Origin of the sequence: Xanthomonas sp. 4461, from assembly GCF_024806475.1 — a bacterium.
In the GTDB taxonomy this organism is placed as follows: domain Bacteria; phylum Pseudomonadota; class Gammaproteobacteria; order Xanthomonadales; family Xanthomonadaceae; genus Xanthomonas; species Xanthomonas arboricola_F.
On the sequence record NZ_JANTYV010000005.1, the window covers coordinates 24,801 to 46,227 of the forward strand.

Sequence of the window (21,427 nt, forward strand, 5' to 3'; positions counted from 1 at the left end):
CTTGCGAGGTCATCCGAGCAAACAGGCCACCGAGCCAACCGGGCGCTGCGGCAATGGCGCGATGCAGCGGCATACCCGGGTGACCGCGCTGCAGCCACCAGGCAAGTCCCGAACTGCGCCAGTCAGCCGACATGTCTGCACGGCAGGACGCTACGGCAAACACTGGAGATGGCGTTGCGGAGACCCAGCTCCAGCGCCGCTCTCGGCAGCCAGACATTCGATCTCCGCCTCCGCCTCCCGCCTCCCGCCTCCCATTCCCAATTCCCAATTCCCAATTCCCAATTCCCAATTCCCGATTCCCAATTCCCGATTCCCAATTCCCGATTCCCGATTCCCGATTCCCCAATCCCCGATCCCCGCCACTGAGCTACCCTGACCGGCCCGATCCACCTGCACTGCCATGCCCGTCGACAAGAACCTGCGTGACCTGGAACCCGGCATCCACACCGACCTGGAGGGGCGGCTGACCTACGGCGGCTATCTGCGGCTGGACCAGTTGTTGTCCGCACAGCAGCCGCTGTCCGCGCCGGCGCACCACGACGAGATGCTGTTCATCATCCAGCACCAGACCTCCGAGCTATGGCTGAAGCTGCTGGCGCACGAGCTGCGCGCGGCCATCGTGCATCTGCAGCGCGACGAGGTCTGGCAGTGCCGCAAGGTGCTGGCGCGCAGCAAGCAGGTGCTGCGCCAGCTCACCGAGCAATGGTCGGTGCTGGAGACGCTGACGCCCAGCGAGTACATGGGCTTTCGCGATGTGCTCGGCCCCTCGTCGGGGTTCCAGTCGCTGCAATACCGCTACATCGAGTTCCTGCTCGGCAATAAGAATCCGCAGATGCTGCAGGTGTTCGCCTACGACCGGCAGGGCCAGGAGCGCCTGCGCGAAGTGCTCGAAGCGCCGAGCCTGTACGAAGAATTCCTGCGCTACCTGGCGCGCTTCGGCCACGCGATTCCGCAGCAGTATCAAACCCGCGACTGGACCGCCGCGCATGTCGCCGACGACGCCTTGCGCCCGGTGTTCGAGCGCATCTATGAAAACACCGACCGCTACTGGCGCGAATATGCGCTGTGCGAGGACCTGGTGGATGTGGAAACCCAGTTCCAGCTCTGGCGCTTCCGCCACATGCGCACGGTGATGCGGGTCATCGGCTTCAAGCGCGGCACCGGCGGCTCCAGCGGCGTGGGATTTTTGCAGCAGGCGCTGGCGCTGACGTTCTTCCCGGAACTGTTCGATGTGCGCACGTCGGTGGGTGTGGAAGGCCGGACGCCGCAGGGCAATGCGGACGCTGCCAAGGACTGATCAGGGCGACACGCCGAGCAGGGCGCCAAGCTGAGCAGGGACATGCTAGGGAGGGGCAAGCCGGGCAGGGCAACGCTGAGCGCGACGAAAGCCAGGCAATGCAGTGAGTCGTAGCGCGCTCAAGCCCCTCTCCCCTGGGACGAAAGGCACGGCTTGCGCGCTAATGGCGCGCGTGGCTTGGAGCGAGTGCGGGTCGGGGCGCGGCGCGCAGCTTGGGGGTGAGGGTACGGGTAAGGGCGTTATTCCCAGGGACCAGCCACCGTGCCAATGCTGGGATATCGGCAACCGGCACCGCCCGGCGACTTCGCACCCTCATCCGCCCTTCGGGCACCTTCTCCCGACGGGAGAAGGGAGAAAGTGCAGACGTTCGATCGTGTGCGGCAGCTTCATCCTTGGTCTGCCGTTAATACAGCCAAGACTCAACCAATCCCGAATCCCGAATCCCGACAAAATCGTCACTTCCCGCCCACCGTCATCAGGTCGTCGACTCCGGCGAATTTGACGCGTACATGACGTCTAAGTGATCCTCGCGCGTCGCCCAGGGTTCCGCCCTGGGGCACCCAGCCATTACTGAATACGCAAGGGACACCACATGAGCGTTGACGCAACTGCGCCGACATCCGCTTCCACTCCGCCGCAGCCGCCTGCGCCTCCCGAGTTCCCCACGCTGCTTGGCCACCCCCGGCCGCTGTGGATGCTGTTCATGACCGAGTTCTGGGAACGCTTTGCGTTCTACGGCATTCGCTGGGCGCTGGTGCTGTACATCGTGGCGCAGTTCTTTGGCGGCGACGCCACCGGCCAGGCACCGGCCGGACGTACCTACGGCGCGTATCTGGCGCTGGTGTATGCGGCGGCGATCTTCGGCGGTTATGTGGCCGACCGCGTGCTCGGTTACCAGCGCTCGATCCTGGTGGGCGCAGCAGTGATGGCGACCGGCCTGTTCCTGATCGCCATCCCCGACCACACCATGTTCGAGATCGGCCTGGCGACCGTGGTGGTGGGTAACGGCTTGTTCAAGCCAAACATCTCCACCATGGTCGGCAAGCTGTATTCGGTGGCCGATCCGCGCCGCGACAGCGGCTTCACCATCTTCTACATGGGCATCAACCTGGGCGCGATGATTTCGCCGGTGTTGACCCAGCTGCTGGCCGAGAAGGTGTTCGGCACCCAGGCCATGCCGTCGTACAAGATGGTGTTCATGGCCTCCGGCGCGGGCATGCTGATCAGCCTGGTGTGGTTCTGGATCGGCCGTGCCCAGCTCAAGGGCATTGGCGCGCCGGCACCGAACGCGCAGGGCATCGGCCGCGTGCTGATGGTGCTGGCCGGCTGCGTACTGGCGATTCCGGTGGTGTATTTCCTGCTGGCCGTCGGTGCCGATGTGCTGCAGATCGTGCTGACGGTGCTGTTCATCGGCCTGTCGGTGATGCTGCTGGTCGAAGGCATCCGCGAGGGCAAGGTGCAGCGCGACAAGGTGATCGCGATGCTGATCATCTTCGCCTTCAACGTGTTGTTCTGGATGTTCTTCGAACAGGCCGGCAGCTCGTTCACCTTCCTGGCCGACAACATCGTCAACCGCAATTTCGGCGAGTGGACCTTCCCGACCGCGTGGTTCCAGTCGGTCAACTCGATCGCCATCATTGCGCTGGCGCCGGTCATCGCCTGGATCTGGGTCAAGTCCGGCCGCTTCAATCCGTCGATTCCGCGCAAGTTCGGCCTGGGCCTGCTGTTCAACGGCCTGGCCTTCCTGCTGCTGATGTTTGCCTTGTCCAGCCTGGTCAACGACGCCGGCAAGATCCCGTTCTGGACCTTGTTCATGGTCTACGTCATCCAGTCGGTGGGCGAGCTGTGCCTGTCGCCGATCGGGTTGTCGATGGTGACCAAGCTGGCACCGGTGCGCCTGGTCGGTTTCGGCATGGGTGGCTGGTTCTTGTCCACCGGCATCGGTAACAACCTGTCGGGTATCTTTGCCGGCCATGTCAGCGGAAGCGAAGGCATGAGCGTGTCCTCGGCGCTGGGCGGGTATACCTTCGGGTTTTGGGCGCTGGTGGGCGCCGGTGCGCTGCTGTTCCTGATCGCGCCGCTGATCAACAAACTGATGCATGGTGTGAAGTGAGGAGAAAAGCGATGCCGAGCAACCCCATTGTCTGTGGCCTGCTGCTGGCCGGCCTGTTGAGCGCCTGCGGGCAACACGCCGAGCAACAGGAGGCGCCACGGCCGCTGGATACGTCGATGCAGAAGCCACCCAGTGCCGACCCCAGCCAGCCGGTGTCCTCGGGCAATACGCCGACTGCTGCCGATATCGCGGCAGCGGCCGCGCTCAATGCGCAGTACGACCCGTCGCGCGATCCGGCTGCCGATCTGGAAACGGCCAAGGTGGAGGCCAAGCGCGGTGGCAAGCGCATCGTGCTCAATGTTGGCAATGCCGCCTGCGAGCCGTGCAAGGCGCTGGACGAGCTGATGGGCGGCGACGCCGAGCTGCGCAGCTTCCGCGATGCGCACTTTGTGGTGGTCAAGGTCAATCGCGATGCGGCCAACGAAAACGCCACGTTCCTGTCGCAGTTCGCCCAGCTCAACGACTACCCGTCGCTGCTGGTGCTGGACAACGACGGCAAGCTGCTGACCACCCAGACCAGCCCGGAGCTGCGCAAGGGCGAAGGCTTCGATCGCAAGAAGCTGTTCGATTTCCTCAAGCAATGGGCGCCGCCGGAAGCCTGATGCGCTGCGAGCGCGTTGTACAAAAAACCCCGCATTGCTGCGGGGTTTTTTGTATGCGTCAGTCCAGGTGCGGTGTCTGACGGGCGCGCAGACGCACATGGGCACTGCATGCGATGCCGGGCGATGTGAGCGGCTTTGGCAGTGCTGCCTGCAACAACACAGTGCCCGCAGCGATTGCGTAACCCCCAGCGGCGTCGACATCAGCCAGCGCAGTGCCGCACGAGCGCCATCGGATCGCACTGCAGAGCCAAGCTCAGTCCTTGCCCGCCATGCGCGGTAGCCCATCCTTGGCCAGCCGGTCGATCAACCGTTCCAGCAATTGCTGTTCCTCGTCACTGAACACCGACATCAGCCGTTGTTCCATTTCGTTGACCAGCGGTGCGACGGTTTCGTACACCTGGCGTCCGGCCGGCGACAGCGCCAGCATCGAGCGGCGGCGGTCGTCGCCATGGGTCTCGCGGCGGATGAAGCCACGTTCCAGCAGGCGCGCCACCGCGCGACTCACTGCAACTTTGTCCATCGCGGTGCGGTCGGAGACCTCACTGGCCGAAGAACCCGGATACAGCGCCAGGATGGTGATCACCCGCCACTCGGGAATGGCCATGCCGTAGCGGTCGCCGTAGACCTTGGCGATGTTGGCGCTGATGCGGTTGGACAGCACGCTGAGGCGATACGGCAGGAACTGCTCGAGGTTGAGCAGCACGGGATGTTGCGGCGCATTGGAGGTGTCGTGATCGCTCATGTTGCACTGTGTCTTGATTTTGGTTTCATTTGCAACTACAAACGAGGGGTGGCCTGCGCATTCTCGCGGGTCTTCTGCCACCCCGCATAGCCCTGCGGGCCGCCTAGCGTGGAGAAACGACGATGAGCGCACAACCGAACAGCACTGTAGCCCGCCCCGACCCGGGGATGCAGGTCACCACCTTCGACAATCCGATGGGAATCGACGGCTTCGAGTTCGTCGAATTCGCCGCACCCGCCGGCCAGGCCGCGCAACTTCACGACTATTTCCGCAAGATGGGCTTCAGCGCGGTGCTGCGCCACCGTAGCCGCGCCATTACCGTCTATCGCCAGGGTGGGGTCAATTTCCTGCTCAACGAAGAGCCCGATTCGTTCGCCGCCGACTTTGCCGCCGCGCACGGCCCCTGCGCCTGCGGGTTTGCGATCCGCTTCCGTACCCCGGCCGACACCGTGCTGCAGACGGTGCTGGGCAATGGCGGCGAAGCGGTGCAGAACAAGCCCCAGACGCGCGCGGTGCCCGCACCGGTGGTCAAGGGCATCGGCGATTGCATGCTGTATCTGGTGGACCGCTACGGCGATGCCGGCAGCATCTACGACGCCGACTTCGAACCGATCGAAGGCGCCGACCAACAGCCGAGCGGCTTCGGCCTGACCTTCATCGACCACCTCACGCACAACCTGTATTTCGGCAACATGCAGCGCTGGTCGGACTATTACGAACGCCTGTTCAACTTCCGCGAGATCCGCTACTTCGACATCAAGGGCGCCAAGACCGGCCTGGTGTCCAAGGCGATGACCGCGCCGGACGGCATCGTGCGCATTCCGCTCAACGAGTCCTCCGACCCCAAGAGCCAGATCAACGAGTATCTGGACGCCTATCAGGGCGAAGGCATCCAGCACATCGCCTGTTTCACCGACGACATCTACGCCAGCGTGGAAAAGATGCGCGAGGCCGGGGTGACGTTCCTGGATACGCCGGACACCTACTTCGATGTGGTGGATCTGCGCATTCCCGACCACGGCGAGGATGTCGAGCGCCTGCGCCGCAACAAGATCCTGATCGATGCGGATGTGGACACCAAGCAACGCAAGCTGCTGCAGATCTTCACCACCAACTGCATCGGCCCGATCTTCTTCGAGATCATTCAGCGCAAGGGCAACGAAGGCTTTGGCGAAGGCAATTTCCAGGCGCTGTTCGAGAGCATCGAGCGCGATCAGATCAAGCGTGGGGTGCTTTGAGGGCGGGGATTGGGAATTCGCTGTTCGGGATTTGCCGAAGGCAATACGTTCAAGCGCCTCATCATCAGGACACGGTTGTCTGACAAGACGAACCAGTAAGAGCTCACGCAGTTAAAGCCCCTCTCCCCACGGGGCGAGAAGGCACACCTTGCGCGCCCCGGGCGCGTGCCTTGGAGCGCCCGCGCCGCAAGCGCGGGCCGGGGCGCGGAGCGGGGGTTGGGGTGAGGGTACGGTGGAGCGATGAAAATCAGACCGCCATTACCCACGGTTGCGCTCACCAACGCGCGTGCGTCACGGACAGGGATGACAGAAGCAGAGCGCGCACTTTGGCGCTGTCTCCGCAGCAATCAGCTGCAAGGTTTCAAGTTCAGGCGTCAGCATCCGATTCCGCCTTACATCGCAGATTTTTGTTGTATTGATGCGGTGTTGATTGTTGAACTGGATGGCTCGCAGCATCAGACATCCAGCGATCAGGCAAGAACGCGGTGGCTGCAATCGAAGGGTTGGAGAGTGCTGCGGTTCTGGAACAACGATGGGTTGCTTTCGCTGGATGCGATGGTCGAGATGATCTTCAAGGTGGTCGCTACGCCGTACCCTCACCCCAACCCCTCTCCCGCGGGGAGAGGGGCTTAATCCGCCAGGCCTCATCTCTTCTTCTTCGGTAGGAAAGCGGCCTGATTCAACTCAATCCCAACCTTCTGCATCCGGGGAGGGAGGGCCAAAATCCGGACGCATGCCATGCATAACAACGAGCACTACATGACCGGCTTCGGCAACGCGTTCGCGACCGAGGCGGTGGCCGGCACCTTGCCGGTCGGGCAGAACTCGCCGCAGCGTGTGGCGCACGGGCTATATGCCGAGCAGCTGTCGGGCACCGCCTTCACCGCGCCACGCGGCGAGAACCGGCGCAGTTGGCTATACCGCATTCGCCCGGCCGCCGTGCATGGCAGCTTCTCCTTGATCGAGCAGTCGCAGTTCCACAACGACTTCGGCAGCGGCCCGGTACCGCCAGACCAGATGCGCTGGAGTCCACTGCCGTTGCCGGCTAAGCCCACTGATTTCGTCGATGGTCTATACACCATGGCCGGCAATGGCAGCCCGGAGGCGATGACCGGCGTGGCCGTGCATCTGTATGCGGCCAATGCCTCCATGCACGATCGCTTCTTCTATGACGCCGATGGCGAGTTGTTGCTGGTGCCGCAGCAGGGCCGTCTGCGGGTACACACCGAGCTCGGCGTGCTGGAGCTGGAGCCGCAGCAGATTGGGGTGATTCCGCGCGGCGTGCGCTTGCGCGTCGAGCTGCTCGATGACACGGCCCGCGGCTATGTCTGCGAGAACTTCGGTGGCTTGTTGCGCCTGCCCGACCTGGGGCCGATCGGCTCCAACGGGCTGGCCAATGCGCGTGATTTCGAAACGCCACATGCCGCCTTCGAACAGCGCGAAGGCGCGTTCGAACTGGTGGCGAAATTCCAGGGTCATCTATGGCGTGCGGACATCGGTCATTCGCCGCTGGATGTGGTGGCCTGGCACGGCAATTACGCACCGTATCGCTACGACCTGCGCCGCTTCAACACCATCGGCTCGATCAGTTTCGATCATCCCGATCCGAGCATCTTCACCGTGCTGACCTCGCCCAGCGACACGCACGGCACGGCCAACATGGATTTTGCGATCTTTCCGCCACGCTGGCTGGTGGCGCAGCACACCTTTCGCCCGCCGTGGTTCCACCGCAATGTGGCCAGCGAGTTCATGGGCCTGGTGCATGGCGTCTACGACGCAAAGGCCGAAGGCTTCGCGCCGGGCGGGGCGTCGCTGCACAACTGCATGAGCGGGCACGGCCCGGATGCGGCGACCTTCGACAAGGCCTCGCAGGCGGACCTGTCGCGTCCCGACGTGATCGCCGAGACCATGGCCTTCATGTTCGAAACCCGAGCGGTATTGCGGCCCACCCAGCAGGCGCTAAAGGCCAGCCAGCGGCAAGGCGACTATCAGCAATGCTGGTCCGGATTGCGTGCAGGGTTCAAGGCGCCGACTTCTGGCCCGGCTGACTAAGCGCCTGCAACACGAGTCCTGGCTGACCGTCAGGCGGACGCGCTAGGTGCGCGCTGCGACATGTCCCGCCCAGGCGATCCGGTCCCGGGTGCGCTGTCCACATGACTGCCCGCCACGTTTTCCTGGCCGCTTCAAGCGAGCCGATCAAACCGGTTTGCGCTACCGGCATTGGCGCTCAATCGGCGGGCAAGCTCAGCGTTTCCCGGACGGACACGACCGTTCCGTCGCGTTACCGGCATCGACCGCACGCGCGCCCAGCGCAATCGCGCAGTGGCGCGCCCCTGGCCAGCGGCTTTGCATCATCGCAGCGACGGACCTGCGACACCCTATGCCGTCGGCATTACGCAGGCTGCTCTGCATCCGGCAGCAGCTCTTCAATCCGCATGCGCACACGCAGCGCATACGAGGCCGAGGTGAACTGCGGTAGCTCGCGCAACGCCGTATGGATGGCGATACCGATCGCGTCTTCCGCGCGTGCGGCCTGCAACTGCCGGTGCAGTACCACCGCAACCGGATTGCGCTGCAACTGCAGGATGTCGAGCAGGTACAGGCGCGCGTTGGTGGCAGCGCGACGGCGCTGACGTTGCAGATCCTCTTCGGTGGGCTTGGTGGCCGGCGGTGTCTGCAAGGTGGCAGGCGCCGTGGCAGTCGGCGCCATCGCGGCCATGGGCGCAGTCGAGCGCGATGCGCTGGCTTGCGCATCGTCGGTGTCGGTCAGATATCCCATTGCGCACAGCGTCTGCACCAGGGCGGCGCCGTGATCCCCCAGCAGCAGCGCCAGCGATGTCAGGTCGCGTTGACCGTCGGCCAGGATCAACGCGCGACGCTGCAATAACGTCAGCGGGCTGCGGTGCGATTGCAGCGCGGTCAGGGCGAGCTCGGTCTTGCGTGGGGTCATGGCGGCAGTCCTGCGAAGCCGACAGCGTGATCGCTGTCAATGAAGCGCCGATGACATCGCCGCGACGGGATGCGACCGCGCCCTGCACATTGCCGCGATGCCGGCTGTGTACGCTGGGCCAGGACATAAGGGAGTGCAGCGATGACATGCAGACTGCTGGGCTTGATAGGGATGGTGCTGGTGATGGCCGGCTGTCATCGCGGCGACGACGCGCCGGCTGCGCAAGCGCCGGCCGAGGCCGCGCATGCACCGGTCGCGTCTGCCAACGATCAGCCCGCAGATGCAGTGCCGCCGGCGACCGCCCCGCCTGGCACGTTTCCGCCGCATCTGCGTCAGCAGCCGACCACGCTTGCACGGATGGACGGCTACGGCGACCTGCGGTTGGGCATGGATGCCGCACAGGCACGCAAGGCCTGGGGTGGCGAACTACGCGGCGATGCCGCCAGCGACGGCGGGTGCTACTTCTTGCGCCCGCAGTGGGCCGATGACGCGCGTCGGTTCGGTTTCATGTTCGAAGGCGATCGTCTGCTGCGCTATCAGACCAACGAGGCGAAGGAAGTCGCGCCCGGTGGCGGCAGGGTCGGCATGACGCTCGCGCAGCTGCGCGCGCTGTATCCGGACGGGTTGGATGCACAGCCACACAAGTACCTGCCCGGCGCGCAGACGCTGCGCCACGCCAACGCCGCGACGCAGTCTGCGGTGGTCTTCGAGACCGATGCCGACGGTAGGGTCAGCAGCTGGCGGGTAGGGCGGCCGCCGCAGGTGGATTATGTGGAAGGCTGCGGCTGAGCTGCGCGTCGCGTCGCGTGGCATGTCGGTGTCGGCCTGTCGCCGCAGGCACACACGCAGATGCTGACGCTGCAGCGCTAGGTAGATGGATGATCCACGCTGGCTTGCATAGCGCTGCTAGCGTAGCGTCGCTGCGGCGCTGCAGCCCATGGATAGGCAGCGCGTGCTGGTTCGCCCGCCTGCGGGCGGCGCCGATGCAAAGGCAGCGGTCGAGGTCTGCAGAAGTGCTATCGATGCACGCTCGGACGCAGGGGTTTGTGCAATGCGTACAGATGCCGTATCGCACCCCCCGAAGCACCGTTGCATCCATTGCGACTGAAGCAGTATTGCCGGGGAACTGCGTTACGCCTAACAAGGCCGCGTCACGCACTCGCATCAGCGGTGCCGCGCGAGATCAGCGCTCCGCTGCAGGTCGCTCATGTTGCTTGGCGGTCTCTGCGTTCTCGCCGACATCGCCTTCGGCCGTCGGCGAGGGCAGGCCTTCCTTTTCCATGTCGCCGTGGTTGGGCACTTCCGGGCGGTTTTCCATCATCAGCGACAGCGCGGCCTTGGCCATCATGTGCGCGCTGATTGGCGCGGTGATGAACAGGAACACGGTGATCAGCAACTCGCGCGGCTGCGGGTCCACGCCCAGGAACAGGTGATACCCCACCGAGCCCAACAGCACGCAGCCCACGCCCAGCGTGCTCGCCTTGGTCGGCGCATGCAGGCGCTTGAAAAAGTCAGACAGCTTCACCAGCCCGAATGCGCCGATCAGGATAAAAAACGTGCCGACCAGCAACAGTGCGCTCAGCAGGTATTCTGTGAGCGCGATCATTCGACGATATCCCGGCGCAGCACGAATTTGCTCAACACCACGGTGCTGCCGAAGCCCAGCATCGCAATCACCAGCGCCGCCTCGAAATAGATCGGCGAATCCAGATACATGCCCAGCAACATCAGTTCGGCGATGGCGGTGACCGAGAGCGTATCCAGCGCCAGGATGCGGTCCGGCACCGTCGGGCCGCGCAGCAGCCGCCACAATGCCATCAGGATGGCCAGGCCCACCGCGTGCATGCAGATGACGATGGTCGATTCGATGAACATGTGACCGGTCATGGAAAGATCTCCATCAGAGGTTTTTCGTAGCGGGTCTTGATCTCGGCGATCAACGCGTCCGGGTCGTCCAGATGCAGCACATGCACCAACAGGTATTTGCGGTCGTCCGACAACGCCGCTGACACCGTGCCAGGCGTCAGCGTGATCATGCTCGTCAGCGCCGCAATGCCGTGGATATTGGCGATGTCCAGCGGCACCCAGATAAAGCCGGGGTGGATGCGCGATTCCGGCCCGAGTACCTGGATGGCGACCTTGATGTTGGAGCGCACGATGTCGCCGGCCGCCACCAGCAACATGCGCGGGACCGAGCGCAGCGAGCCGATGCGGGCGAATTCGCGGTCCAGCCGCGCGGCGAAGATCGGCACAACCACGCCCAGCAGTGCGCCCAGCACCCATTGCTGCGGCCCGAAGCTGTCGCTGAGCAGCAGCCAGAACACGAACACGGTGACAGTCAACGACGGCGAGGGCAGCAACCGGCGCCGCAAGGGCATGCGCGCGCTCATGGCTGCCTCCGTTGTGGCGTGGTGGCGCGCACCTGATCCACATACGCACCGGGGTCGCGCAACTGCGCAGCGGCGGCATCGGTGTAGCGCATCAGCGGTTCGGCACCGACCGTCATCGCCACCAGGCCGCTCAGCAGCAGAACCGTTGCGGCGGTTTCCACCGGTCGCATGCGGCCACGGCGTTGCGGCTGGAGTTCGGGCGTGTCTTCCACTGCCTCCGGCACGCGCCAGAACAGTCGCACGCCGGCGCGGGTCAAGCCGATCACCACCAACAGGCTGCTGCCGAGAATCGCGCCCCAGACCGGTCCGACCAGGCCGTCGGGCACATGCTGCAGCAAGGCCGCCTTGGCGAGGAATCCGGACAGCGGCGGCAGGCCGGCGACCGCGACCGCAGCGATCATGAACATCGCGCCGGGTATCCCACGCCGCGGCAGCGGTGCGACCACTTCCTTGCGATCGCTGGCGCTGCCGCGGCGGCGCCGGATCAGGTCCGACACCATGAACAGGGCCGCGGCCACAAAGCTGCTGTGCGGCAGGTAGTACAGGCCCGCACCCAACGCGCCGGCATCGTCGAGCGAGAAGGCGATGAACAAGGTCGCAGCCGAAAACACCACCAGATACGACACCATCACCCGCAACCGCGATGCGGCCATCACCCCGAAGGCGGCCATCAGCAGCGTCGCAATGCCCAGCCACAGCAGCGCATGCCGGCCAAACCCATGCAGCGCGCCGGCACCGACGCCAAACCACAGCGAGGACACACGCAACGTTGCGTACAGCCCGACCTTGGTCATGATCGCGAACAATGCCGCTACCGCTGCCGGCGCGCGCGAATAAGTCTCCGGCAACCACAGGTACAGCGGCAGCAACGCAGCCTTGCTGCAGAACACCAGCAGCAACAAGCCCAACGATGCCTTGGCCAGCGGCACGTCCTGCGCCGGCAGGTCGGCAATGCGTTGCGACAATTCGGCCATGTTGAGCGTGCCGAAGACGCCAAACAGCAGGCCCAGCGCAATCAGAAACAGCGTCGACGCACACACGTTGAACACCACGTAATGCAGGCCGACGCGCATCTGCAGGCCGCGCCCGCCACTGAGCAGCAACCCGTAGGAGGCGATCAGCATCACCTCGAAGAACACGAACAGGTTGAAGATGTCGCCGGTCAGGAATGCCCCGTTCAAGCCCATCAGCTGGAACTGGAACAAGGCATGGAAGTGCGGCGCGCGCCGATCCCAGCCGGCGCAGGCATGCAGCAGGCAGGCCGAGCCCAGGACCAGGGTGGTCAACAGCATCCATGCCGACAGCCGGTCGCCCATCAGTACGATGCCCAACCGCGCCGGCCAGTCGCCGAGCAGATACACCAGCACGCCGCCCTCCGCGGCACGTGCGAACAACGCAACCACCGCCGCTGCCAGCAAGGCCATGCTCGCCCACGCCACACTGCGCTGCACGCGCGGCCCGTAGCGGCGGTGCTCGACAAACAGCGATGCGGACGCGCCTAGCATCGGGATCAGAATCGGCAGGATCAGCAGATGATTCATCGCCGCGCCTGCCGCGTATCTGCGCCGGTGGCGGCATCTTCATGCGCATCCACGTGATCGCTGCCGTTGTCGCTGCGGCTGCGGATCGCCAGCACCAGGCTCACCGCCGTCATCGCAAAGGCAATCACGATCGCCGTCAGCACCAGCGCTTGCGGCAACGGGTCGGTGTAGTGCAGCAGGTCCACCGGCACGCCCTCGCGCAACACCGGCGGCTGGCCGCTGCGCAGCCGTCCGCCGGCGAAGATCAGCAGGTTGGTCGCGTACGACAGGAAGGTCATTCCCAGGATCACATCGAAGCTGCGCGCGCGCAGCAACAGATAGATCGCCAATGCGGTGAGGACGCCGATGGCGCTTGCCACTGCCAGTTCCATCAATGCTGCTCCGCGGTGCGTGTCGAACGTTGGGTGGGGTCGATCTCGCCGCGCTGCGAACTGCGCGTACGCGAGGGCTTGATCGTGCCCATCATCGACAGCATCAACATCGCCGCACCGAACACCACCAGATACACCCCGATATCGAACCCCAATGCGCTGGCCAGTTCCAGATCGCCCAGCAGCGGCAGCGGAATCTCCACATGCCCGCTGCTCAGGAACGGCAACCCGAACAGCAGCGAGCCTGCACCGCTGAGCAGCGCGCACAACAGGCCGATGCCGATCAGCCGGATGTAGTCGAAGCCAAAGCGCGATTCCACCGACGCGGTGCCCTGGATCACGTACTGCATCAGCAACGGCACCGCCAGCACCAGCCCGGCGATGAAGCCGCCGCCGGGCGCGTTGTGACCGCGCAGGAACAGGAACAGGGACACGGTCAGCGTCAGCGGGAACATGATCTGCGCCAGATCCGCCGGCACCGGCAACCGGATCGGCGGCCCGGGCATGCTGCGTTCCGGTGCCATGCGCGAGCGTCGCAACAGCGCATGCACCACCAACCCGGCAATCGCGAACACCGTGATCTCGCCAAACGTATCGAAACCGCGGAAATCCACCAGGATCACGTTGACCACGTTGCGCCCATACGCCTCGGGCAACGCGCGCTGCAGCAGTTCGCCGGCAACGGTATGGCTGGACTGCGTCATCAAGGTGTACGACAGCGCGGCCAGTCCGGCGCCACCGGCGATCGCAAGGCAGGCGTCGCGGATCTTGTGCAGCCGCGCGCGCTCGGGCAGCGAGCGTTCGGGCAGGTAGTTCATCGCCAGCAGCATCAGCACCAGTGTCACCATCTCCACCAGCAGCTGCGTCAGCGCCAGGTCCGGCGCCGACAGGAACACGAAGGTCAAGCTGACCGCCAGCCCGGTGCCGCCGAGCACCAGCACCGCCAGCAGGCGCTGCCTGTACAGGAACAGGCTGCCCAGCGCACAGGCGATCATCAGCAGCCAGACCGTCCAGCCCAGCAGCGGCATCGGCGTGGGTGCCGGCCAGGCCGGCAGCGCGCCGCCCTGCAGGAACGGCACCAGCGCCACCACCACCGCGCTCAGCACCAGCAACATCAGCATGCGCTGCAGATTGCCGTTGGTGATCGCGTCGGTCATGTGCGTGGTGGCGCTAAACAGCGCACGCAGGTTCCAGTGGAACATGGCCTTGCCGGGCGAGCGGTTCTGCACCGCATACAGATCCAGCAGGCGACGGATCGCCATGTACAGCAGCGTGCCGCCGATCATGCCGGCCACGCTCATTGCCAACGGCCAGTTCAAGCCGTGCCACAGCGCCAGACTGTAGTCGGGCAATCGATCGCCAAGAATCGCGCCGGCTCCGGCGCGCAGCACCGGCGCCACCGTCCATGCCGGCACGATGCCGACCGCCAGGCAGATCAGCACCAGCACTTCCACCGGGATCTTCATCCAGCGCGGCGGCTCGTGCGGCATGGTTTCCAGATCGCGTGGGCCGTCGCCGAAGAAGGTGTCGTGTACAAACCGCAGGCTGTAAGCCACCCCGAGCAGGCCGGCCAGCAACGCGGCGATGCTCGCCAGGATGCGCATCAGTTCCGGCGCCTGGGTCTCCAGCGCCACCGCAAAGAACATTTCCTTGGACAGGAAGCCATTGAGCAGCGGAATGCCGGCCATCGCCAACGATGCGATGATCGCCAATGCGCTGGTAAACGGCATCAGCCGGCGCAGATTGCCCAGCCTGCGCATGTCGCGCGTACCGGTCTCGTGGTCGATGATGCCCGCAGCCATGAACAACGACGCCTTGAACACGGCGTGGTTGAGGATGTGGAATACGCCGGCCACCACCGCCATCGGCGTCGACAGGCCGAACAGCATCGTGATCAGGCCAAGATGCGAGATGGTGGAGTACGCCAGTACGCCCTTGAGGTCGTGCTGGAAGATCGCATGCCACGCGCCCAGCAACAGCGTGATCGCGCCGATACTGGTGACGGTGTAAAAAAACAGATCGGTGCCGGCCAGTGCGGGATGCAGGCGCGCCAGCAAAAACACCCCGGCCTTCACCATCGTGGCCGAGTGCAGGTACGCCGACACCGGCGTCGGCGCGGCCATCGCCTGCGGCAACCAGAAGTGAAACGGAAACTGCGCGCTCTTGGTAAAGATGCCCAACAGCACCAATCCCAGTGCATACGGATACAGCGGGCTGGCGCGGATCACATCGCCGGCGGCCAGCACGGCATCCAGCTGAAAACTGCCGACGATGCGGCCGAGCATCAGCACCCCGCCCAGCAGCGCCAGACCACCGCCAGCAGTCAGCACGAACGCCATGCGTGCGCCTTCGCGTGCATCCTTGCGGTGCGACCAGAACCCGATCAGCAGGAACGAGCTGATGCTGGTGAGCTCCCAGAACACCATCAGCAACAGCAGATTGCCCGACAGCACCATGCCGAGCATCGCGCCCATGAACAGCAACAGATAGGCAAAAAAGCGCGAAGCGCTATCGCGTGCGCTCAGGTAGTAATGCGCATACATCACCACCAATGCGCCGATTCCCAGCACCAGCAGCGCGAACATCCAGGCCAGCCCATCGAGCCGCAGCGAGAACATCAAACCGATCTGCGGCAACCACGCATGCTCGCTGCCAATCACCTCGCCACGCAGCACTGCCGGCGTCAACGCGGCAAGCACCAGCAGGCCGGCCAGTGGCGCAGCCGCAGCCAACCACGCAGTGATCGAACGTGGCGTGCGCGAGAACAGCGCGACGGCGGCGGCCATCAGGAACGGCAGCGCCAGCATAATTTCCAGCGGAAAAGGCATGCAGGGAACACAGGATTCGCGAGCAGGCCAGAGAGCTTAACAAACCGTTGACTGACGTCAGTGTCAACGCCGGCGCCGCGCACAGGCGCAATTGCCGGCCAAACGGCGCGCGCATCGACGTCGGGGACTGGGTATGCTGCTGTCATTCAGGACCATGTCGTTGCCCCGTGACCGCCACCCATCCCGCTCCGTCCACCGCTGTGTCTGCGCCGCGCGCCCTGGTTTTTGGCGGCAGCGGGCAGATTGGCGAGCGTCTGTTGACCCGGCTGCTGAGCCGAGGGTGGCAGGTGACGGCATGGTCGCGGCAGCCGCGTGCGGCGCGTTCCGGGTTGATCTGGCGGCAAGGCGATCTGGCTGTGCCGGCCGCCGCAGGCGATGCCTTCGAGGTGATCTTCAGCTGCGGGCCGCTGGATCACTTCGCCCGCTGGTATGCCGAAAATCCGGTGGTCGCATCGCGCATCGTGGCGTTCGGTTCCACCAGCGTGGAGGTCAAGGAGCATTCGATCGATGCGGCCGAGCGCGACGTGGCGCGACGGCTGGCGCATGCCGAACAGGCGCTGTTTTCTGCGGCCATGGCGCGCGGCGCCACCGCCACCGTGCTGCGCCCGACCCTGGTCTACGGTGCCGGACGCGACAAGACGCTCACCCAGATTGCCGGCCTGGCCCAGCGCACCGGCGCCTTCATGCTGCCGGCCAATGCCACCGGTCTGCGTCAGCCGGTACATGTGGACGATCTGGCCAGCGCGGCGCTGGCGGTGATCGGCCAACCGGCGACCCAGCAACGCAGCTATGCGGTGGGCGGCGGCGAAGTGCTGGCCTACACACAGATGGTGGAACGGGTGCTGCAGGCGCTGCCACGGCCGGCGCGGCTCTATCAGGTGCCGCCCAGCCTGTTCGGGCTTGCGCTCACTGCCGCGCAACGCCTGGGCCGCCTGCGTGGCATGAACGCGGCGGCGCTGCAACGCATGCGCGACGACCTGGTATTCGACCTGGAACCGGCACGTCGCGATTTCGGCTATGCCCCGCGCGCATTTCGCCCGCTGCCGGAAGAGCTCGGTATCGGCGAGTAATGCGGTGCGCGCGTGGCGCGTGGTGCGATCGATGTGCGCAGCCGCAGTGCAGTGTGCAATGACATCAGACCACGCCTACATTCCTGCGAGGCATGCCAGGCACGTCGCCGCCGGACTCAGTAGCGCCACCCCAACTGGCGATACACCTTGGCCAGCACCCAGATCGGCCCGATCAGCAGATAGGTCAGATCGGTCAGAAAGCTCGGCTTGCGGCCTTCGATCTTGTGGCCCACAAATTGCGCAATCCATGCCAGCACGAACACCGACAGTGCGGTGGCAAACAATCCGGTCAGCCCGATGCGGCCTTCGATCAACCGGCACAGGCAGCCGAAGAAAAAGAAGATGCCCAGCATGCCCAGCCCGAGCGGGCGCGACAGCCGGTTGTAATACGACCACGCCGCAAACATCGACAGCGCTGCCCACACCCCGCTGCTGAACCAGGTGCCGCCCACCGGAATGCACCAGAGCAGGCCCACCACCGACCACAGGATGGCCGGCACCGCGACCACATGGATCAGCTGATTGGTGTCGTTGCGGTGATCGTCGGAATAGCTGGCGAAATAGCGCTCGATCGGTCGCGCGGTCGTGGTGCGTTCGGTCATGTTCCCTCCCAGGAATGACCCCAAGCATACGCGTGCGAACGGCTGCGGTGGCGCTGCACCGGTAACCGGGCCCCGCCACGCAACACTGGCATGGCGAGGCCCGGACAGCATCAGTTGACCGACACCGCGCTCCAGGCGGCTGCCACTGCGCGGTACTGGGTGGAGGTGCCGCCATACAGATCGGTGGCCGCGCTCAACGTGGCCCTGCGTGCGGCCGCGTAGTTGCTGGAGGAGGTCATGTAGACGGTGAGCGCGCGATACCAGATGCGGCTGGCCGCGGTCCGGCCGATCGCCGTCAACGCGGTATTGCCGTTGCAGACCAGCCCGGCCGGGGTTACGTTCCAGCTGGTGCCGGCACCGAAGCCGCTCGGCACCACCGCGCCTTCGGCCAGCAGATAGTAGAAATGGTTGGCCACGCCAGAGCTGTAATGCACGTTGAGCGAGCCCAGGCTGCTGCTGTAGCAATCGGGCGAGTCGCCATCCAGGCTCGGCTTGAACATGTAGCGCAATGCCAGCGTGCCGCTGCTGTTGCCGGGGATGATCTTTTCGCCGATCAGATAGTTACCCGGCTGCGCACTGTTGTTGGCGGAGTACTCCACCATCGCGCCCATGATGTCGGACGTGGCTTCGTTCAAGCCTCCCGATTCGCCCGAGTACACCAATCGCGCAGTGCGGCTGGTCACGCCATGGGTCATCTCGTGGCCGGCCACATCCACCGACACCAGTGGCGTGAAGGTGCTGCCGTCGCCATCGCCGAAGGTCATGCAGAAGCAGCTGTCCTGCCAGAAGGCGTTGTTGTAACGACTGCCGTAATGCACGCGGCTGCGCGCACCGGCGCCATCGTTGGCGATGCCGCTGCGTGCATGCGCGGTGCGGTAGTAGTCCCAGGTCAACGCCACGCCGTAATGCGCATCCACCGCTGCGGTCACCGTATCGCTGTTGGCGCCGCTACCCCATGCATTATCGGCATCGGTGACCAAGGTGCCGTTGCCGGAGGTGCTGTTGCGCATGTTGTACGTGGCACCGCTGCCGCGGCTCAGATCGGTCAATTCGTAACCGCTGCTGCAACGCGTCGTGGCCAACGCCACGCTACCGGCATACAGCGAGCGCCCGGTGCCGGCCGCGCTGGTGCCGCCTGCGCACGCGGTATGCACCGTGTCCCAGGATTCGAGGATGCGTTGATCCACTGCATCGACGATGTAATGCATTTCGGTGGGCGTCTGATCGGGTTTGATGCCGCTATAGATCACCTCATATACCAGTCGCGGCGTGCCTTGGCGCGCGTACAGCGCAAGGCTTGCGCGTGGTGCGGCGGCTTGCGGTACGTCGAACTGCCCACCTGCCACGCGCAAGGCGGTGGCCGCATCGATGCCAGGCAGCAGGCTGGGACGGACGCTGGTCTCCATGGTCTGACTCAACTGGCGCATCACGCCGCGCCGCGAATGCACCACCACATCGCCGCCGATGACCGGCAATCCCTGATAGGTACGATCGAAGCGCACATGCTCGGTGCCATCGGCATCGACGATGCTGTCGCGCGCGATGAAGGCATCGGCTGGCGCACGATTGGCCAGCGCTGCGGCGTTGTTCCCCAGCAGCGACTGCGCGCGCGATACCGCTGCAGTGGTAGATAGATCAGCCGCAGTAGCGACAGCAGAAAACGATAGCGCGCAGCAGATGGCCGCGCCCAGGCGATGAAAATGCATGACGACTCTCTCCAGAAAACGTGCGATGCAAAGACCGGCGGCACCCCCCCGACAGCCGGTCGCCGATGGCACCTCGGGTGCCGGCAGCTACGCTTGCACAGTCCCGAACTGGACAGTAGTAAAAGTTACAGATGTATCGCGTTCTGTGCGCCCGGCCACTTTGCGCTGCGCAGCGCATCGCAGAGATCTGCCCGTCCCAGTGCACGCAGCGCATCGTCCGGCGTGCGTGCGCGCAATCTCTCTGTCGCCCAAGCGACCATCCTCGGCAAGCCGATTGCCCTGTGCATCGCGCACATCAAGACGATTGAGTTCCTGCTCAGGTGCGTCCTTCAGCGCTCAAAAAGAGCGCTGCCCGCCATTGCTGCTTTAGTACAGCCTCAAAGCCTCTGGAGCGGGGCCTTGAAGATCAATCGACCGAAATACCCGCCAACCGCTGCAGTGCCTCGGCGTATTTCGCGCGCGTGCGTTCGATCACTTCTGCCGGCAGGCTCGGGCCCGGTGCGGTCTTGCCCCAGTCCAGCGTCTCCAGATAATCGCGCACGAACTGCTTGTCGTAGCTTGGCGGGCTCGTGCCCACTTCATATTGATCGGCCGGCCAGTAGCGCGACGAGTCCGGGGTCAGCATCTCGTCCATGATGTACAGGCGGCCATCGGCGTCGGTGCCGAATTCGAACTTGGTGTCGGCCAGTAAAATGCCGCGTTCGGCGGCAAAATCCGCGGCGAAGCGGTAAATGCGCAAGGTGGCATCGCGCACGCGCTCGGCCAGTTCTGCGCCCACGGTCTTGACCATCGCGTCGAAGTCGATGTTTTCGTCATGGTCGCCGACGGCGGCCTTGGTCGATGGGGTAAAGATCGGCTCGGGCAGTTTCTCGGCCTGGCGCAGGCCGTCGGGCAATTCGATGCCGCTGACCTTGCCGGTGCGCTGATAGTCCTTCCAGCCGCTGCCGATCAGATAGCCGCGCGCGATCGCCTCCACCGGCACCGGCTTGAGCTTGCGCGTGACCACTGCACGTTTGGCATAGAGCGTCGGGTCCACACCGTCGGGCAGCACTTGCTCCACCGCGATGTTGACCAGGTGATTGGGCATCAGGTGGTCGGTCTTGTGGAACCAGAAATTGGAGACCTGGCACAGCATCTCGCCCTTGCCGGGGATCGGGTCCGGCAACACCACATCGAACGCGGACAGGCGGTCGGTGGCCACCATCAGCAGGTAGTCGCCGGGCGGCGCATCAGCGGGCAGGCGCTCGCGGGGAATATCGAAGACATCGCGGACCTTGCCACGATGACGCAACGGCAGGCCGGGCAGATCGGATTGCAACAGCGTGGTCGACACAGGCACTCCTAAGGACGTCGCTATGACGCTGTCCCCGGGACCCGGCGGGCCCGCGGGTGTGCAGCGGGCCGCGTAGTGTACGGCGCTTCGGCGCGCCCCGCTGGATTTATTGGCCGCCGCCGCACACCCGGTGTCGACGGCCCGTCAGCCAGGCCGGGCGGGCGTTCGGGTAAGATCGCCAGCCCGCCTTGCCGCCCCGATTGCTCATGTCCTGGTACGGAAAACTGCTCGGCGCATTGGCCGGCGCCCTGCTGTTCCGCGGCGCGCCCTTCGTGGGGCTGATGATCGGCCTGGCCATCGGGCACGCGGTGGATGCCGGCTGGTTCAAGCGGCGCGCGGAAAACCCCTACGAAGCCCTTGGACTGGAGCCGGACGCCACCACGGCCGAGATCGATCTGGCCTATCGCCGGCTGATGTCGCGCTACCACCCGGACAAGGTGGCCAACGCCGACCCGGAAGCCCGTCGCCAAGCCGAAAAAAAAGCCAGCCAGATCAACGCCGCCTACGACCGGATCCAGCGGCTACGCAAGCGCTGACTGGATGAAGTGACTGTTCTAGCGCGTTCTAAAGTTGGCAGCACGCCAGGTCGCCGCGCATCCCCAAAAAAACAGCGCCACCCAGACCCAGCCCGGGTGGCGCTGCCA

At 64.8% G+C, this 21,427-nt stretch carries 20 protein-coding genes; 9 read left to right on the top strand and 11 right to left on the bottom strand.

Annotation, left to right across the window (positions count from 1 at the left end; translation table 11 throughout):
* Positions 1–400 precede the first annotated feature (400 nt).
* The 3 genes from FHY19_RS16980 to FHY19_RS16990 all read left to right on the top strand — a co-directional run bounded on the left by FHY19_RS16980 (position 401) and on the right by FHY19_RS16990 (position 4,012).
* Positions 401–1,297 (top strand): tryptophan 2,3-dioxygenase family protein, encoded by an 897-nt coding sequence (locus tag FHY19_RS16980; protein WP_259167394.1) that lies wholly within the window; start codon positions 401–403, stop codon positions 1,295–1,297.
* Between the two features lie 592 nt (positions 1,298–1,889).
* Positions 1,890–3,410: an oligopeptide:H+ symporter gene (locus FHY19_RS16985; RefSeq protein WP_046962817.1), complete on the top strand. Its 1,521-nt coding sequence runs from the start codon at positions 1,890–1,892 to the stop codon at positions 3,408–3,410.
* Between the two features lie 11 nt (positions 3,411–3,421).
* The gene (locus FHY19_RS16990; protein ID WP_259155829.1) at positions 3,422–4,012 is read left to right on the top strand and encodes a thioredoxin family protein; all 591 of its coding nucleotides are present in this window, start codon (positions 3,422–3,424) and stop codon (positions 4,010–4,012) included.
* A gap of 253 nt (positions 4,013–4,265) precedes the next feature.
* On the opposite strand, the gene FHY19_RS16995 is transcribed toward FHY19_RS16990, so the two are convergent.
* Positions 4,266–4,754 carry a MarR family transcriptional regulator gene (locus FHY19_RS16995; RefSeq protein ID WP_005990619.1) on the bottom strand — a complete coding sequence of 163 codons (489 nt, stop codon included), beginning with the start codon at positions 4,752–4,754 and terminating at the stop codon, positions 4,266–4,268.
* Between the two features lie 122 nt (positions 4,755–4,876).
* On the opposite strand from FHY19_RS16995, the gene hppD reads away from it, so the two are divergent.
* The 3 genes from hppD (at position 4,877) to hmgA (ending at position 8,044) form a co-directional block, all read left to right on the top strand.
* Positions 4,877–5,992 carry a 4-hydroxyphenylpyruvate dioxygenase gene (gene hppD / locus FHY19_RS17000; RefSeq protein WP_259155828.1) on the top strand — a complete coding sequence of 372 codons (1,116 nt, stop codon included), beginning with the start codon at positions 4,877–4,879 and terminating at the stop codon, positions 5,990–5,992.
* 240 nt (positions 5,993–6,232) lie between these two features.
* Positions 6,233–6,625 (top strand): DUF559 domain-containing protein, encoded by a 393-nt coding sequence (locus tag FHY19_RS17005; protein WP_259167395.1) that lies wholly within the window; start codon positions 6,233–6,235, stop codon positions 6,623–6,625.
* Positions 6,626–6,730: 105 nt separating this feature from the next.
* The gene (gene hmgA, locus FHY19_RS17010) at positions 6,731–8,044 is read left to right on the top strand and encodes a homogentisate 1,2-dioxygenase (RefSeq protein ID WP_259167396.1); all 1,314 of its coding nucleotides are present in this window, start codon (positions 6,731–6,733) and stop codon (positions 8,042–8,044) included.
* A 340-nt stretch (positions 8,045–8,384) separates the two neighbouring features.
* Here the strand turns inward: hmgA and FHY19_RS17015 are convergent, their stop codons facing one another.
* Positions 8,385–8,942, bottom strand: coding sequence for a hypothetical protein (locus FHY19_RS17015; RefSeq protein WP_259167397.1), 558 nt, complete (start codon positions 8,940–8,942; stop codon positions 8,385–8,387).
* 165 nt (positions 8,943–9,107) lie between these two features.
* Here FHY19_RS17015 and FHY19_RS17020 point away from each other — a divergent pair, with 165 nt between their 5' ends.
* The gene (locus FHY19_RS17020) at positions 9,108–9,731 is read left to right on the top strand and encodes a lectin (RefSeq protein ID WP_259167702.1); all 624 of its coding nucleotides are present in this window, start codon (positions 9,108–9,110) and stop codon (positions 9,729–9,731) included.
* A gap of 394 nt (positions 9,732–10,125) precedes the next feature.
* On the opposite strand, the gene FHY19_RS17025 is transcribed toward FHY19_RS17020, so the two are convergent.
* The 6 genes from FHY19_RS17025 to FHY19_RS17050 are packed head-to-tail and all read right to left on the bottom strand — an operon-like array spanning position 10,126 to position 16,072.
* On the bottom strand, positions 10,126–10,548 hold the full coding sequence (locus FHY19_RS17025; protein WP_259155822.1) for a Na+/H+ antiporter subunit G: 423 nt from the start codon (positions 10,546–10,548) through the stop codon (positions 10,126–10,128).
* Positions 10,545–10,829, bottom strand: coding sequence for a K+/H+ antiporter subunit F (locus FHY19_RS17030; RefSeq protein ID WP_029218577.1), 285 nt, complete (start codon positions 10,827–10,829; stop codon positions 10,545–10,547). Before FHY19_RS17030 ends, FHY19_RS17025 begins: the two co-directional genes overlap by 4 nt.
* A complete protein-coding gene (locus tag FHY19_RS17035) occupies positions 10,826–11,332 on the bottom strand; it encodes a Na+/H+ antiporter subunit E (RefSeq protein ID WP_259155820.1) in 507 nt (168 codons plus the stop codon). The genes FHY19_RS17030 and FHY19_RS17035 overlap by 4 nt, the downstream gene beginning before the upstream one ends.
* Positions 11,329–12,873 carry a monovalent cation/H+ antiporter subunit D gene (locus tag FHY19_RS17040; RefSeq protein WP_259167398.1) on the bottom strand — a complete coding sequence of 515 codons (1,545 nt, stop codon included), beginning with the start codon at positions 12,871–12,873 and terminating at the stop codon, positions 11,329–11,331. The genes FHY19_RS17035 and FHY19_RS17040 overlap by 4 nt, the downstream gene beginning before the upstream one ends.
* Positions 12,870–13,244 carry a Na+/H+ antiporter subunit C gene (locus FHY19_RS17045; RefSeq protein WP_259167399.1) on the bottom strand — a complete coding sequence of 125 codons (375 nt, stop codon included), beginning with the start codon at positions 13,242–13,244 and terminating at the stop codon, positions 12,870–12,872. Before FHY19_RS17045 ends, FHY19_RS17040 begins: the two co-directional genes overlap by 4 nt.
* Positions 13,244–16,072 carry a monovalent cation/H+ antiporter subunit A gene (locus tag FHY19_RS17050; RefSeq protein ID WP_259167400.1) on the bottom strand — a complete coding sequence of 943 codons (2,829 nt, stop codon included), beginning with the start codon at positions 16,070–16,072 and terminating at the stop codon, positions 13,244–13,246. Before FHY19_RS17050 ends, FHY19_RS17045 begins: the two co-directional genes overlap by 1 nt.
* A 167-nt stretch (positions 16,073–16,239) precedes the next feature.
* Between FHY19_RS17050 and FHY19_RS17055 the strand changes: the two genes are divergently transcribed.
* Positions 16,240–17,142 (top strand): NAD-dependent epimerase/dehydratase family protein, encoded by a 903-nt coding sequence (locus tag FHY19_RS17055; RefSeq protein ID WP_259167402.1) that lies wholly within the window; start codon positions 16,240–16,242, stop codon positions 17,140–17,142.
* Positions 17,143–17,258: 116 nt separating this feature from the next.
* Here the strand turns inward: FHY19_RS17055 and FHY19_RS17060 are convergent, their stop codons facing one another.
* From FHY19_RS17060 to FHY19_RS17070, 3 genes are all read right to left on the bottom strand, one after another.
* Positions 17,259–17,744 (bottom strand): Mpo1-like protein, encoded by a 486-nt coding sequence (locus tag FHY19_RS17060; protein ID WP_259155815.1) that lies wholly within the window; start codon positions 17,742–17,744, stop codon positions 17,259–17,261.
* Between the two features lie 110 nt (positions 17,745–17,854).
* Positions 17,855–19,450 carry a M4 family metallopeptidase gene (locus FHY19_RS17065; protein WP_259167404.1) on the bottom strand — a complete coding sequence of 532 codons (1,596 nt, stop codon included), beginning with the start codon at positions 19,448–19,450 and terminating at the stop codon, positions 17,855–17,857.
* A 406-nt stretch (positions 19,451–19,856) separates the two neighbouring features.
* Positions 19,857–20,783 carry a phosphoribosylaminoimidazolesuccinocarboxamide synthase gene (locus FHY19_RS17070; RefSeq protein WP_259155811.1) on the bottom strand — a complete coding sequence of 309 codons (927 nt, stop codon included), beginning with the start codon at positions 20,781–20,783 and terminating at the stop codon, positions 19,857–19,859.
* A 206-nt stretch (positions 20,784–20,989) separates the two neighbouring features.
* On the opposite strand from FHY19_RS17070, the gene FHY19_RS17075 reads away from it, so the two are divergent.
* A complete protein-coding gene (locus FHY19_RS17075; RefSeq protein ID WP_046963407.1) occupies positions 20,990–21,319 on the top strand; it encodes a J domain-containing protein in 330 nt (109 codons plus the stop codon).
* The last annotated feature ends 108 nt before the right edge of the window (positions 21,320–21,427 follow it).